This is a genomic window from Ruegeria sp. AI2 (genome assembly GCF_056541275.1).
This window is the reverse complement of the sequence record NZ_JBQFYB010000003.1, coordinates 1-13,198: the sequence shown is the minus strand read 5'-3', so window position 1 is coordinate 13,198 and position 13,198 is coordinate 1. Positions and strand designations below refer to the sequence as shown.

Below are 13,198 nucleotides of genomic sequence, written 5' to 3'. Positions count from 1 at the left end.
AGGAGGCCAATGTGACATTCACGCGATACGCGATCTATTTTGCGCCACCCGCCGGGGCGGCCTGGACGAAATTTGCGACCAGTTGGTTGGGCTGGGACATGGCAAAAGGAATGCAGGTCGCGCATCCGATCATGGGTGGCATCGACATTGCCTCCGTCACTGAGGTGCCGCGCAAATACGGGCTGCACGCGACCCTGAAACCGCCGTTCCGGTTGCGCGATAGCCTGACCTTTGATGCATTGCACCAGGCGTGCATTGCGCTGGCTGCGCGCCAGCAGCCCGTCACTCTCGACGGCCTGGAAATTGCCCGCCTTGGCCGGTTTCTGGCGCTGCGCCCGCTGGGTGAAACGCAGGCGCTGAACGCGCTGGCCGCGGCCTGTGTTCGCGACCTCGACCGGTTTCGCGCACCTGCCACTCAGGCCGAACTGGCGCGCCGCCGCACCGCCGGGCTGACCCCCGAACAGGACGACAATCTGATCCAATGGGGCTATCCCTACGTGCTGGACGCGTTTCGATTCCACATCACGCTGAGCGGAAAACTGGACAAACCAACCCTCAGGGCAACCCAAGAAGCACTGCAAACCCATCTGAGCCCTTTGCTGCCACAGCCCTTCCAGATCACTGATCTTGCCCTGGTGGGCGAAGCCGAAGATGGGAGGTTTCACCTGATCCATCACTACGCGCTTTCCGGTTGAAGACAGCGCAGGATTTCGGCGACCGTGTCTTCCAGCGCGCCGGAATTGTCGACTTCGATGACCCGGTTCAGACCATCCGGCAACTTCGCGTTGGCGCGACACAACCGTCGCGCCTGCTCGTCTGCGCTTTCCCGTCCCCGAGCGGACAGACGCCGCGCCAAAACTCCGACATCTGCCGTCAGAGAGATCACGATCAGATCTTCAAACACCTTCTGCGCCTGCAAAAGAATCCCGCGGGAAAGATTGACCAGAACCGCATTCGCTCCCTGACGCTGTCGCAAAATCTCGACCGGGATACCGTAGAACAGTCCGTGCGCAGGCCAGCTGAGGGCAAAAGCGCCTGCCTGTTCCATCTGCTGGAATTCTGCAACCGAAACCCGGTCAAAATCCTCGCCTTCTTCGCCTGCGGGGCGGGTGATCACCCTTCGCACCCGCCGGACGCCAGGCACCTGTGCCTCCAACGCTTCCATGACGCTGTCTTTGCCAACGCCCGAGGGGCCAACAATCGCTATGACAGGGGCAAGTGTCATGCCGCCAGTCCCGGCGTGAAGTCAGCGACATTGACTTCGCGGTCACAGACACGCTCACGGGCATCGAAGTCGTGGAATATCCCGACAATCGCCGCGCCACTCCCTTTTGCCTCTTCAATCAGCGACAACACGGTTTCGCGGTTCTGCGCATCCAGGCTCGCCGTCGGTTCGTCCAACAACATCGCCGGGTAGTCATGGGCAAAGCCACGTGCAATGTTCACCCGCTGCTGTTCGCCGCCCGAAAAGGTTGTAGGGCTCAGGGTCCACAAGCGCTCAGGAATGTTCAGCCGCTTCAGCAACCCGGCTGATTTCTCCAGCGCCTCAATTCTGTCGCAACCCACGGCCAGCAAAGGCTCTGCCACAACGTCCAGCGTCGGCACACGCGGCACGACCCGCAGGAATTGACTGACATAGCCCAGCGTTTCCCGGCGGAGGGTCAAGATCTGGCGCGGCTCGGCTTTTGCCACGTCCAGACCTCCAACCAGCACCTGACCAGAGGCCGCCAGGTAGTTGCCATAAATCACGCGCATCAGCGTGGACTTGCCCGCGCCAGACGCCCCGGTCAAAGCAACGCACTCACCCGGTTCAACCCTCAACGACGCGCCTTCCATCACCGGGATAACAGCACCGCCCTGATTGTGTAGGGTAAAGCTTTTGCTCACATTGATCAGTTCAATCATTGCTTCACCTTTTCCCAAATACTCAAACCTGCAGAACGCTGGACACTAGCAGTTGCGTATAGGCGTGTCGGGGATCATCCAGTACCTGATCGGTCAGCCCGGCCTCAACCACATGACCATCCTTCATCACCATCAACCGGTCGGCCAACAGGCGCACCACAGCAAGATCATGGGTCACGATGATCGCGCTCAGCCCCATTTCACGCACCAAGCCGCGCAAGAGGTCCAGTAATCGCGCCTGAACCGAGACATCCAGCCCCCCGGTCGGTTCGTCCATGAACACCAGTCGCGGGCCAGTCACCAGATTGCGGGCGATCTGCAAACGTTGCTGCATCCCGCCCGAAAACGCGGTGGGCCGGTCATCAACGCGCGCCGCCTCGATCTCGACCCGGCCCAGCCAGTCAATGGCCTTGTCTCGGATGTCACCATAGTGGCGCTCGCCCACGGCCATCAGCCGTTCACCAATATTGCCTCCGGCACTAACTGACATCCGCAGCCCGTCACGCGCATGCTGATGCACAAAGGCCCAGTCGGTACGGCTCAACATCCGGCGTTCGGGCTCCGACATGGTCACCGTATCCACCGGCCCGTTCGCGCGCGTGTCAAAGATCACCTGCCCCGCATCGGGCACCAGATGACCGGCCAAACAATTCAGCAGGGTCGACTTGCCCGAGCCACTTTCACCCACGATCCCCATCACCTCTCCGGGATAGAGATCAAAGCTTACGTCGGCACATCCGATACGGGCACCATAGGTTTTTCTGATATCCTTTACGCTCAGCAACGGTGTCATGTCACTCACCTGGGATCATAGGAAAATTCGACCCGATTGCCGCCCGGCTCCCGGATCATGAAATGGATCTTTGGACCCGCACCAGAGGGTTCCGGCGGAAACTCAACCACGACAGAAGGCCAGTCCCTGACTGCTTCGAATACAGCATTCAGGGCGCTCTCGTCCGGTACCTTGAAGGCCACGTGATGCAGTCCGACATTTGAATGCCGATCAAAACCACGCAGTTTTTCACCTTTTTGCTGCCAAAGCGTGAGCTTCGCCGCCCCATTGGTCACATAGACCGCGGGATAATCCGGATTGCTGCCGAAAATCTCCCAACCCAGTGCATCGACAAAAAACAAGCGCGTGGCGTCAAGATCCGAAACCGTCAGGCCAAGGTGGTCAATTCCAAGAACATCTTCCCGTTTCACGCTGCGTCCTCTCCGGCCAAGCGGCCCACATGGCCGGTCGCGCGGCGCGACCGGCAATAATCGGTGTCCGAACAGACAAACATTCGGTTGCCCGCATCATCCATGATAACTTCATCCAGATAGCTGTCCTCGGCCCCGCACAGGTCACAGGGATGATCGGCCTTGGTGGCCTCGAACGGGTAATCCTCGAAATCGAGGCTCACGACCCTGGTATGTGGCGGCACTGCGTAGATGCGCTGCTCGCGCCCGGCACCGAACAGCTGGATTGCATCCATTTCAAGCTTCGGGTTGTCGAATTTCGGGATCGGGGACGGGTCCATGACATAGCGGCCAGACACTTTCACCGGATAGGCGTAAGCGGTCGAAATCGCTCCGTGCTGGCTGATATCCTCATATAGCTTCACATGCATCAGCCCATATTCTTCAAGGCTGTGCATCTTGCGTGTCTCGGTCTCACGCGGCTCGAGGAAGCGCAGAGGTTCCGGAATCGGCACCTGATAAACGATGATCTGATCTTCGCGCAGCTTTGCCTCAGGGATGCGGTGGCGGGTCTGGATCACCGTCGCCTTCTCGGTTTCCTCGGTCGTTTCAACACCTGCGGTCTTTTCAAAGAACTTGCGGATCGACACCGCGTTGGTCGTGTCATCCGCACCCTGATCGATGACCTTGAGCGTATCCTCAGGCGTCAGCGTCGCAGCCGAGACCTGCACCCCTCCGGTGCCCCAGCCATAAGGCATCGGCATTTCACGGCTGGCAAAGGGCACCTGATACCCAGGAATAGCGAGGCCCTTCAGGATCGCCCTGCGGATCATCCGTTTGGTTTGTTCGTCCAGATAGGCGAAGTTGTAGTCAGACATGGGTCAGCTCCGGCTCATGCGCAGAAGGATCGCACCCGCAAGGGTCAGCGCGGTTGAGGCGACCTTTTTCAGGTCGAGCCTTTCGTTGAGGAAGGTCACGCCGATGATCAGTGCAAAGATGATCGAACACTCGCGCAAGGCAGTGACCAGCGCGATGGGCGCTTGGGTGAAAGCCCAGACAACCAGAACATAGGCGGTGAATGAGGCCGCGCCGCCAAGGACCGCCAACCGCCAAAGGCTGGCTGCCCGCTGCAACAACCCCGGCCGCGCAACCCGCGCCACCAGAGCAAAGCCCAGCGCGTTTGCCGCCGTCAGCGTGCCGAAAAAGCCCAGCGCTGTTCCCGCAATGCGCGCGCCTTGCCCGTCGACGATGGAATAGGCGGCGATGAACAACCCGGTGATCAGCGCCAGCCCGGCAGCAGCCATGTTGAAATTGCCATCCGCGCGCCGCACCAGCGCGATCGAGGCGATCCCGACCGAGATCATTGCCATCGCCCATAGCTCGGCCTGGCTGAACGTCACCCCAAAGAACAGCGCCGTACCGAGCGCAACCAAGAGCGGCGAGGCACCGCGTGCGATCGGGTAGACCTGAGTCAGGTCCCCGATCTTGTAGGCCTGAATCAGAAACAGCTGATAGCCCAGATGCAGCCCGATGCCCGCCAGCAGGTATGGCCAGCACGTCCAATCGAGCGGCTGGGCAAACGGCAGAAGCAGAAGGCCGGACAACCCCTGCCCCATCACTACAGCCGTCATCGCAGCGCTTTTGTCCGACCCACCCTTGACCAACGCGTTCCACGTGGCGTGCAGCAGCGCTGCCAGCATTACCACCAGAAAGACGAGCCCGCTCATTCGGCAGCCTCCTTTGACGTGATCCGCGCGTCAGCCTCGCGGCGCAGTTTGCGGACCAATTCAAGCTCGGACTGGAAATCCACGTAATGCGGCAGTTTGATGTGTTCGAGAAAACCGGTCGCCTGAATGTTGTCCGCGTGGCTCAGAACAAATTCTTCATCCTGCGCAGGCGCGCCCAGATAGTCTTCGCCCAGTTCCTTCCACCGCAGCGCGCGATCAACCAAGGCCATCGCGATGGCTTTTCGTTCGGATTGACCAAAGACCAGACCATAACCGCGCGTGAACTGAGGCGGCTCGGTTTTTGAACCCTTGAACTGGTTCACCGTCTCACACTCGGTCAGTTCGACCTCGCCGATTTCGATGGCAAACCCCAACTCGGGGATGTCCATTTCAACCGCAACCTTACCGATCCGCAATTCACCCACAAACGCGTGGTTGCGCGCGTAACCGCGCTGGGTGGAATAGGCCATGCCCAACACGAAACCCTCATCCCCGCGAGTGAGTGATTGCAGGCGCAACGGGCGACTGGCAGGAAATTCCATCGGTTCGCGCGTCAGGTCGCCGGGTGTGTCATCACTTGCTTCTTCGTCCTGAATGAGGCCCTCGTCCTTCAGGAATTCGGTGATATGCGGCGTCGGTTCCTGCCGTGCAGAACCTTCCGGAGCATTCGGGGCATCACCATCCGCAGCCAATTTGAAATCCAGCAAACGATGCGTATAGTCGAACGTCGGTCCCAGAACCTGCCCACCCGGCGCATCCTTGAACGTGGCCGAGATCCGGCGGTCGCAGGCCATCTCACCCGTTTCGACGGGATTGGAATGGCCAAAACGCGGCAGCGTGGTGCGATAGGCGCGGATCAGAAAGATCGCCTCGATCAGGTCACCCCGCGCCTGCTTGATCGCCAGCGCAGCCAGATCGGGGTCATAAAGCGAGCCTTCCGCCATGACCCGATTCACTGCAAGGCTCAGCTGTTCGCGGATCTGCGCAAGGCTCAGCTCCGCCACATCGGTCGCGCCCCGGCGTTCTTCGGCCAGCCAGGCATGGGCGTTCTCGATGGCTTTTTCGCCCCCTTTGACAGCAACATACATCGCTTAGGCCTCCGACGTGATCTGCGTGCTGCGTGGCAGGGCCGCAACCCTGTCGCCGCAGGTAAAGAAGAAATCGCACCCCAGAGGATAGAGCATCGCATTCCCCTGAAGCGCCGGAATATCCGGCAGAGACAGGCGCGCGGTCTTTTTGATGCCGGGGCCGCTCAGAACGGTACCGCTCTGTTCCAGCCGGTCGCATTCCACTATCAGGGTCGCAGAACGATCCGGGTATTCCGGCGTTCCGATGCGATAGGTGTTGAGCGGCCCCAATGCGTCCCATGTGCCAACGGCAAAATCAGCCTTTGCAGCGGATACGAGCGGGGCGCCCGTGTGAAATTTCAGCCAATTGCGGACTGCTTCGGTATCGGTGCCTCCGGCCAGGTGAACCCTGGTCTCGGGGTCGCACAGCGTCAGCAGCAATGTACCGGCCGCCACGGACAGGGGCGCTGGAGGTTCGCCACCCGACAGGACACGTATGTCGCCCGGGCGTGCCATGACGGTCATCGCAGCGCGGAACGCATGTGCGGCATCGACAGGTGCGTTTTGAAAGCCCCCGGTAAACTGTGTTTGCGCGGCCATCAATCTTCCCCCCGAACCAGCGTGAAAAACTCAACCTTGGTGGCCGCTGCCTTGGCCGCGCGTGTGCTTTTGACCGCCTGCATTTGCTGCTGAAGCGGGTCGAGCAGCCGCGCCTGCACCTCGTCTGCTGCCCCTGTCTGCATCATCGCATCAATCAATGCTGCGGCTTCGGCCTTGGGTTTCGATCTACCCTGAACATAACCGTGACCAACCGTTCCATCCTGCAACACCACAGAACAGCGCGTGACCGTCATTTCGCCCAGATTGAACGGTGCTCCGGTGCCGCCGGTGCGACCACGCACCATCACGCTCCCGACCTCGGGGCGGCGCAGCCAGTCAAAGCTCGGGCGGATCTCAATCCCGTCCCACAAGGTCATCAGGGTGTCGTCAGGTGCACAGGCCAGCAAACCCATCCAATCCCTGCGCGCCCCGGTCGCGATTTCTGTCTGATCTGTCATCAAAGCCTCTTGGCCGGGTTGTCTATATGAACTATACAACTAGACAAATATTAACCTGCGTGTGCGCAACACGCAATCTCCAACTGTGTGAAGATTTGGTGACATGAGCAAAACGCCGATCTGGAAAAGCATTGCCCTGCGCCTGACCTCGGACATTGCCGAAGGGCGGTATCAAACCAGTGACCGCCTGCCGACCGAAGCGCAACTGGCCGCCAAATACGGTGTCAACCGCCACACAGTGCGGCGCGCGTTGGCTGACATGTCGGAACAAGGTCTGGTTCATGCCCGGCGCGGTGCGGGCGTTTTTGTGGCGGCGCGGCCAACCGACTATCCGATTGGCAAAAGGGTTCGATATCACAAGAACGTCTCGGCCAGCGGCAAGATACCGGGAAAGAAAATCCTGGCCCTGACCACACGGGCGGCAGATGAAGCCGAGGCCGAAGCACTGGGTCTGAGCAAAGGGGACCCGGTGCATGTCTATGACGGGTTATCGCTGGCGGATGGGCAGCCCATAGCCGTTTTTCAAAGTGTCTTCCCGGCAGAACGCTTTCCAAACCTGTTACAGGCGCTGACCGAGACCCAGTCAGTAACAAAAGCCCTGCAACGCTGCGGTATCGCGGATTACACCCGCATCACGACACGATTGACCGCGCGCGGCGCGACAGCAACGCAAGCCCTTCACCTGCAACTGTCCGAAGGTGCTCCGGTGCTGTTTTCGATCGGTGTCAACGTGGACCCGGACGGCGCACCCGTCGAATATGGCCGAACCGTCTTTGCTGGTGAGCGTGTCACGCTGACGCTGAACGAACAGTAAACCACAACACCTGCCGCTCGACCTCGACCTCCTGCCGGAGGTCTCATCCCGTTGGGCATGGCGCGAAATCCGGATAAACTGCCTTTGGGCCAGCGTTGTCCCGGCAATCGGATGAACGGTCGTGCAAAAGCTCTGTGACGCTTTTTTCAAACGGTTGCGCCGCACTGAACCGTGCCGTTTTCTTGCCACTCCTAACCCGGTTCAGGGCAACAGGAACGGTTTGGGGTCGGGTGTGCGCAGCCTGCGCTTTTTACCCGCCTCACCCTGGATCAGACGGCGGCGCAGCCAGCCCGAAAACCAATCCATCAGCATCACCATCAGAATGATCAGGATGATGTAGTAGGCGACCTCTTCCCAGTCTTTCTGCGTGATGATTGCCTGCGTCAGCAGCAAGCCAATACCGCCCCCCGTGATTGCACCGATCACCGTCGCACTGCGGGTGTTGGATTCGAGAAAGTACAAAAGCTGGCTCAGCAAAACAGGCGTGACCTGAGGGATAACGCCGAACCGATACCGTTGCGGGGCGTTCGCACCCGTGGACTGCACACCTTCGATCTGCTTCTGATCCACGTTTTCCAACGCTTCCGAGAATATCTTGCCGAATGTCCCGGTGTCCGTCACCAGAATGGCAAGCGCACCGGTCAACGGGCCGGGGCCGAAGGCGCGGGCCAGAACCACAGTCCAGATCAACGCATCCACGCCGCGCACAAAGTCGAATACACGCCGTGTCGCAAAGCGGATGGATCTCATCCGGTTGAAATTGCGCGTCGCAAGAAAGGCCAGTGGCAGGGCTACAATCGCCGCGCCAAACGTGCCCAGAAATGCCATCAGCATCGTCTCAAAGATGGCCCAGGCCACATCCTGATGGCGCCACATCTTGTTGGTCGAGAAATCGTTAAAGATCGCACCCGCCTCGCCCGACGCCGCCAGTCCGGCCAGTTCCGGGAAGGACTTGCCGAAATAAGGGCTGTCCAGCGTGAACCAGAACAGTTCCCAACCTGTGAAATAGCGAAACACCTCGGACCGGTTGCGGGTGACAGTCAAACGACCTGCGTCCGTGGTCACAGACAGCCGGTTTTTAGAGACGTTGATCCACTCCGGAACCTCGCCCTCCGGCAACTCCGCCTGTACACCGGCCGAACGCGTGGGGGTCGCGCGAATGGTGCCATAGCCGGGAATGTCATATTCCACCGTCTGTGCACCGAAACGCACGACATGGCCCTTTTCAAGGTCGATCACAGTTGTCTCGCCCAGTGCCACCCACTCCGGGGCCTGCCCTTCAGGATATGCCCCCTTGCGCTCACCCTCGATGGCGGCTGAGACTTCACCGGTGCGATTATCCCGGGCGATATGCGTTTTGTAGCTATAGCTGTCAGCCACCAGCGTCTTGCCATTTGCCCAGTTTGCGCGCGCCACAAGGCCCGACACGTCAAAAGCAAAGAAGACATAGACCAGATAGACGAAAACCAGAGCAGGCAACCCGAAGTTCACCAACCTCTTGCGGTTGAACAAGCGATCTGCTTCGGCTTTGAGGTCATCAACAGTCAAATTGGTTGCGAAGGTGCTCATGCCAAAGCTCCTTTTTCCGAGCCGTGGGTCAGACGGTCGCGCAGGTAGCCTGACAGCTGGTCGACGACCACGATTGTAACGAACAGAAGAATGAAGATGGCTGCGGCTTCGTCATAACGCCCTTGCCCCCAAGACATGGCATTGCGCAGCTCGTAACCCAAACCGCCCGCCCCAACAAATCCAAGAATGGCCGAGGCACGGATGTTGATCTCGAACCGCAGCAGCGCGTAGCTGACATAGTTCGGCCCGACCTGCGGAATCACCCCCAGATACATCCGCTGTGACCAATTGGCACCCACGGAATGCAGCCCTTCCACCGGTTTCAGCGAGGCGTTCTCGTTCACCTCGGAAAACAGTTTGCCTAGTGCGCCAGCAGTGTGAATCGCGATGGCGATCATCGCGGGAACCGGGCCACCGCCCAGAATGAAGATCAGAACCAACGCAATTACGATCTCGGGAATGGCGCGGCAAATGTCTGATATTCGGCGAAACAACGGGATCAATGACGGCCACAGCGCCATGCCGCGTGTCGACATCAGGGCGAAAAACGTCCCGACAATTGTGCCAACAAGCGTCGCCGCCGCCGCGATGTTGATTGTCTCGACCAGAGCCGGGACGAACGAGACCAGATTGGCTGGCATCTCGGAAATCTTCTCCCCCGCCTCGGACAGAACCTCTGTGGGGTAATCAAGAATACGGTGCCAGCCATCGACAAAACTGCCGGCATTCCGGTTGTCGGCTGTGCGAAACCCTGCCGCCATCAACGACAGGAACAGAATCAGGAGGATGCCGCCATAGACCCGCTTGCGTCGTGTCATCGCTGTATAGTCGTTGCGGATCTGATCGACGGATAAGGACCCTGCAGTAAGGTCTGTCATGGAATGCTCCTGAAGGGAAAACGGGGTCCGGTACATCACCGGACCCCGATCATTGGATTTGCGGTCTTAGTTGGACTTCAGCTTGCGCGCTTCGATGATGACCTCGTAGGCCTCATGCGTAATTGGATCAAAGCTCTTGGCCTCACCCGCAGCCACGCCATAGAAACATTCGCGGTCTTTTTCATCCAGCGTGTTCCACAATTCGGTAACCTGAGCTTTGACATCCTCGGGCAGAGCCTTGCGCAGTACAACCGGACCTTCCGGGATCGGTGCCGATTTCCAGATCTCGACCAGATCGTTCATGTCGACCAGACCAGCATCCACAGCGCGGCGCAGCGCGCCCGACTGATAGCCGTCTTCCCACTCGCCGAGACCATCAGCCCAGGTCACACCGCCATCAACGTCACCGTTGTTCACCGCAACGATGGTCTGCTCGTGACCGCCCGTGAATTTCACCTCAGCAAAATAGTCACCCGATTCCATGGTTGCTCCGGTGGCCTGGGGAATCTCGATCGACGGGATCAGATAACCCGAGGTCGAATTCGGGTCGCCAAAACCAAAAACCTTTCCCTTCATGTCCTCAAGCGAGGTGATGCCGCTGTCCTTGCGTGCAAATCCAACCGAGTAATAGCCGTAGCCGCCATCGGTGTTCACCTTGACCAGTACCGGCTCAACCGCTTCGGGGTCGCTCAGATAGGTTTTGGCATAGCCCGACGCACCCAGCCAGGCGACATCAATCGTGCCGCCCAGCAGCCCCTGAATCACTCCGTTATAGTCGGCAGGGGCAAAAAGTTTGGTCGGAACACCCAACAGTTCCTCGGTGTATTCGCGCAGACACTCGTTTTTGCTCATCCGGTCCTGAGCGTTCTCTCCACCCAGAATGCCGATACGAAACTCGCTGATTTCTTCAGCCATGACCGGTGCGGCCAGTGTTGTGGTTGCGACCAAGGCAGCAATCAGTTTTTTCATCTGTCTCTCTCCAGTTTGATAACCCCGGCCTCTCATCGGGCCGGGCGATGAAAGGGGTTGGGACGGCTCAGATGGTTGCCTCTGCTTCCATCAGCGCCTTTTGCGTGGCATCAAGCGTTTCGATTTCCGTTGATGTCGCTTCTTCCGAAAAGCTGGCATCGGCACCATAGATCTCGCGGGCAACGCCCGTGGTCAGTTGCTCGGGCAGCCCATCGAACACGATGCGCCCGTCGCGCATCCCAACCACGCGGTCGCAATAGCGACGTGCTGTGTCCAGTGTGTGCAGGTTGGCGATGACAGTGCGGCCATCTTCTTCGTGGATGCGGCGCAGCGCCTGCATCACCACCTGTGCGTTCATCGGGTCCAGCGAGGCAATTGGTTCATCCGCCAGAATAATCTTCGGGTCCTGCATCAGAGCCCGCGCAATCGCCACGCGCTGTTGCTGGCCGCCCGACAAGGCCTCGGCCCGTTTCGGAGCGTGTTCCGCAATCCCCAACCGGTCCAGGATGTCGATGGCACGGTGAATTTCATCCATCGGGAACAGGTTGAACATAGCGGCCAGCGTCGAATGACGGTTGAGCGTGCCATGCAGCACGTTCGAAACCACATCCATGCGCGGCACCAGGTTGAACTGTTGGAAAATCATCGCACAATCGGCCTGCCAGGCGCGTTTGTCACGGCCTTTCAGTTGGGTGATGTCCCGGCCTTCAAACAGGATTTCGCCTTCGCTGGCATCCGTCAGGCGGTTAATCATCCGCAGCAGGGTGGACTTGCCCGCGCCCGACCGCCCGATGATCCCGATCATGCATGGCTTGTCCACATCCAGCGTCGCGGCATTCACGGCAACATTGTCACCAAAGCGTTTGGTCAGTTTCTTGATACGCAGCACGTGCCACCCCCAATTCATGTTGGCGGACTGCTACAGATGCCGTTCAACGGATATGTGTCAGCGTAGTGAAAGTTTTGTAACGGCACGACACGTGCGGGGGGTATCCATCGACCCGCCTCACGGGTATACGCATCCGCGACTCTTCAGCTGATACGAGGCCAATATGAGCTTTGACCGCACCATCAAGATCGCGCCGTCCATTCTGTCCGCCGACTTTGCCAATTTCGGGCAAGAAATTCAGGCCATCGAAGCGCAGGGCGCGGATTGGGTCCATGTTGACGTAATGGATGGCCATTTCGTCCCGAACCTGACCTTTGGCCCGCCAGCCGTCAAAGCGTTCCGCCCGCATGTAAAGACGGTCATGGACGTGCACCTGATGATCACGCCGGTCGATCCATACATCCAGGCCTACGCTGATGCAGGCGCCGACATTCTGACCGCGCATGTCGAGGCAGGGGCCCACACCCACCGCACGCTGCAGGCGATCCGCGCCGCAGGCATGAAGGCAGGCGTGGCCCTGAACCCGGGCACCCCGGCTGAGGCGGTCGAACATCTGCTGGACCTCACCGATCTGGTCTGCGTCATGACCGTGAACCCCGGCTTTGGCGGCCAGAAGTTCATCGACATGACTGGCAAGATCCGCAAATTGCGCCAGATGATCGGTGACCGCTCCGTGCATATCGAGATCGACGGCGGTGTTGATCCCCAGACAGCGCCCCTTGTTGCCGCAGCGGGGGCTGATGTGCTGGTGGCCGGGTCTGCCGTGTTCAAAGGCGGATCAGTGGATCGGCCCGAGGTTTACGGCGAGAATATTCGGGCCGTACGGACCGCAGCTGAAGGCGGGTTGGGCTAAGCCGTCCGCGCTCGACAGCGTAGTTTGCTTTATCCGCAAGACTGAATTTTGTTGAACTTATCGGGCGGGACACACCCCGCCTTGATGTTCTTGTTGCGGCCTTCATTTGGATCACAGACGTGCCGGGCTGAAGCCCGGCCTACGGGTAGGTCGACAGTCTTCGATACAAGTACAAACAAAAAGGCCGCCCCTTTATGGAGCGGCCTTCGTTTGTTCACCGATGTGCCGGGCTAAAGCCCGGCCTACGGATTATTCTACGATTTTCGACACGACGCCGGCGCCGACGG

The 13,198-nt window shown here is 59.4% G+C and carries 16 protein-coding genes; 3 read left to right on the top strand and 13 right to left on the bottom strand.

Annotated features, from left to right (window positions below):
- Positions 1-11 precede the first annotated feature (11 nt).
- Positions 12-695: a DUF1045 domain-containing protein gene (locus ACR0LL_RS08960; protein ID WP_480585894.1), complete on the top strand. Its 684-nt coding sequence runs from the start codon at positions 12-14 to the stop codon at positions 693-695.
- Here ACR0LL_RS08960 and phnN read toward each other — a convergent pair.
- The 9 genes from phnN to phnG are packed head-to-tail and all read right to left on the bottom strand — an operon-like array spanning position 677 to position 6,939.
- Positions 677-1,225 carry a phosphonate metabolism protein/1,5-bisphosphokinase (PRPP-forming) PhnN gene (phnN, locus tag ACR0LL_RS08955; protein ID WP_480585891.1) on the bottom strand — a complete coding sequence of 183 codons (549 nt, stop codon included), beginning with the start codon at positions 1,223-1,225 and terminating at the stop codon, positions 677-679. The genes ACR0LL_RS08960 and phnN overlap by 19 nt on opposite strands.
- Positions 1,222-1,905, bottom strand: coding sequence for a phosphonate C-P lyase system protein PhnL (phnL, locus tag ACR0LL_RS08950; protein WP_480585888.1), 684 nt, complete (start codon positions 1,903-1,905; stop codon positions 1,222-1,224). Before phnL ends, phnN begins: the two co-directional genes overlap by 4 nt.
- A gap of 22 nt (positions 1,906-1,927) precedes the next feature.
- A complete protein-coding gene (phnK, locus tag ACR0LL_RS08945) occupies positions 1,928-2,698 on the bottom strand; it encodes a phosphonate C-P lyase system protein PhnK (RefSeq protein ID WP_480585885.1) in 771 nt (256 codons plus the stop codon).
- Positions 2,699-2,703: 5 nt separating this feature from the next.
- Positions 2,704-3,108, bottom strand: a complete 405-nt coding sequence (locus tag ACR0LL_RS08940) for a VOC family protein (protein ID WP_480554568.1) — start codon at positions 3,106-3,108, stop codon at positions 2,704-2,706.
- On the bottom strand, positions 3,105-3,965 hold the full coding sequence (locus tag ACR0LL_RS08935) for an alpha-D-ribose 1-methylphosphonate 5-phosphate C-P-lyase PhnJ (RefSeq protein WP_480554569.1): 861 nt from the start codon (positions 3,963-3,965) through the stop codon (positions 3,105-3,107). Before ACR0LL_RS08935 ends, ACR0LL_RS08940 begins: the two co-directional genes overlap by 4 nt.
- Before the next feature lie 3 nt (positions 3,966-3,968).
- Positions 3,969-4,814, bottom strand: coding sequence for an EamA family transporter (locus ACR0LL_RS08930; protein ID WP_480585882.1), 846 nt, complete (start codon positions 4,812-4,814; stop codon positions 3,969-3,971).
- The gene (locus ACR0LL_RS08925) at positions 4,811-5,902 is read right to left on the bottom strand and encodes a carbon-phosphorus lyase complex subunit (protein WP_480585879.1); all 1,092 of its coding nucleotides are present in this window, start codon (positions 5,900-5,902) and stop codon (positions 4,811-4,813) included. The genes ACR0LL_RS08930 and ACR0LL_RS08925 overlap by 4 nt, the downstream gene beginning before the upstream one ends.
- A gap of 3 nt (positions 5,903-5,905) precedes the next feature.
- On the bottom strand, positions 5,906-6,481 hold the full coding sequence (gene phnH / locus ACR0LL_RS08920) for a phosphonate C-P lyase system protein PhnH (protein WP_480585876.1): 576 nt from the start codon (positions 6,479-6,481) through the stop codon (positions 5,906-5,908).
- Positions 6,481-6,939, bottom strand: coding sequence for a phosphonate C-P lyase system protein PhnG (gene phnG / locus ACR0LL_RS08915; protein ID WP_480585873.1), 459 nt, complete (start codon positions 6,937-6,939; stop codon positions 6,481-6,483). Before phnG ends, phnH begins: the two co-directional genes overlap by 1 nt.
- A gap of 103 nt (positions 6,940-7,042) precedes the next feature.
- Between phnG and phnF the strand changes: the two genes are divergently transcribed.
- Positions 7,043-7,753, top strand: coding sequence for a phosphonate metabolism transcriptional regulator PhnF (gene phnF / locus ACR0LL_RS08910; RefSeq protein ID WP_480585870.1), 711 nt, complete (start codon positions 7,043-7,045; stop codon positions 7,751-7,753).
- Positions 7,754-7,954: 201 nt separating this feature from the next.
- Here the strand turns inward: phnF and phnE (ACR0LL_RS08905) are convergent, their stop codons facing one another.
- The 4 genes from phnE (ACR0LL_RS08905) to phnC all read right to left on the bottom strand — a co-directional run bounded on the left by phnE (ACR0LL_RS08905) (position 7,955) and on the right by phnC (position 12,058).
- Positions 7,955-9,322 carry a phosphonate ABC transporter, permease protein PhnE gene (phnE, locus tag ACR0LL_RS08905; protein ID WP_480585867.1) on the bottom strand — a complete coding sequence of 456 codons (1,368 nt, stop codon included), beginning with the start codon at positions 9,320-9,322 and terminating at the stop codon, positions 7,955-7,957.
- The gene (gene phnE / locus ACR0LL_RS08900; RefSeq protein WP_480585864.1) at positions 9,319-10,200 is read right to left on the bottom strand and encodes a phosphonate ABC transporter, permease protein PhnE; all 882 of its coding nucleotides are present in this window, start codon (positions 10,198-10,200) and stop codon (positions 9,319-9,321) included. The genes phnE (ACR0LL_RS08905) and phnE (ACR0LL_RS08900) overlap by 4 nt, the downstream gene beginning before the upstream one ends.
- A 66-nt stretch (positions 10,201-10,266) precedes the next feature.
- Entirely contained in the window at positions 10,267-11,169 is a 903-nt protein-coding gene (gene phnD / locus ACR0LL_RS08895) for a phosphonate ABC transporter substrate-binding protein (protein ID WP_267365714.1), read from the bottom strand.
- A 67-nt stretch (positions 11,170-11,236) separates the two neighbouring features.
- Positions 11,237-12,058, bottom strand: coding sequence for a phosphonate ABC transporter ATP-binding protein (gene phnC, locus ACR0LL_RS08890; RefSeq protein WP_480585861.1), 822 nt, complete (start codon positions 12,056-12,058; stop codon positions 11,237-11,239).
- 163 nt (positions 12,059-12,221) lie between these two features.
- Here phnC and rpe point away from each other — a divergent pair, with 163 nt between their 5' ends.
- Positions 12,222-12,911, top strand: a complete 690-nt coding sequence (rpe, locus tag ACR0LL_RS08885) for a ribulose-phosphate 3-epimerase (RefSeq protein ID WP_480585858.1) — start codon at positions 12,222-12,224, stop codon at positions 12,909-12,911.
- The last annotated feature ends 287 nt before the right edge of the window (positions 12,912-13,198 follow it).

What these genes read in the sequence shown, in the direction of transcription:
- phnN (WP_480585891.1), bottom strand. Translation starts at nt 1,225, where the DNA reads ATGACACTTGCCCCTGTCATAGCGATTGTTGGCCCCTCGGGCGTTGGC.
- phnL (WP_480585888.1), bottom strand. Translation starts at nt 1,905, where the DNA reads ATGATTGAACTGATCAATGTGAGCAAAAGCTTTACCCTACACAATCAG.
- phnK (WP_480585885.1), bottom strand. Translation starts at nt 2,698, where the DNA reads ATGACACCGTTGCTGAGCGTAAAGGATATCAGAAAAACCTATGGTGCC.
- ACR0LL_RS08935 (WP_480554569.1), bottom strand. Translation starts at nt 3,965, where the DNA reads ATGTCTGACTACAACTTCGCCTATCTGGACGAACAAACCAAACGGATG.
- ACR0LL_RS08930 (WP_480585882.1), bottom strand. Translation starts at nt 4,814, where the DNA reads ATGAGCGGGCTCGTCTTTCTGGTGGTAATGCTGGCAGCGCTGCTGCAC.
- ACR0LL_RS08925 (WP_480585879.1), bottom strand. Translation starts at nt 5,902, where the DNA reads ATGTATGTTGCTGTCAAAGGGGGCGAAAAAGCCATCGAGAACGCCCAT.
- phnH (WP_480585876.1), bottom strand. Translation starts at nt 6,481, where the DNA reads ATGGCCGCGCAAACACAGTTTACCGGGGGCTTTCAAAACGCACCTGTC.
- phnG (WP_480585873.1), bottom strand. Translation starts at nt 6,939, where the DNA reads ATGACAGATCAGACAGAAATCGCGACCGGGGCGCGCAGGGATTGGATG.
- phnF (WP_480585870.1), top strand. Translation starts at nt 7,043, where the DNA reads ATGAGCAAAACGCCGATCTGGAAAAGCATTGCCCTGCGCCTGACCTCG.
- phnE (WP_480585867.1), bottom strand. Translation starts at nt 9,322, where the DNA reads ATGAGCACCTTCGCAACCAATTTGACTGTTGATGACCTCAAAGCCGAA.
- phnE (WP_480585864.1), bottom strand. Translation starts at nt 10,200, where the DNA reads ATGACAGACCTTACTGCAGGGTCCTTATCCGTCGATCAGATCCGCAAC.
- phnD (WP_267365714.1), bottom strand. Translation starts at nt 11,169, where the DNA reads ATGAAAAAACTGATTGCTGCCTTGGTCGCAACCACAACACTGGCCGCA.
- rpe (WP_480585858.1), top strand. Translation starts at nt 12,222, where the DNA reads ATGAGCTTTGACCGCACCATCAAGATCGCGCCGTCCATTCTGTCCGCC.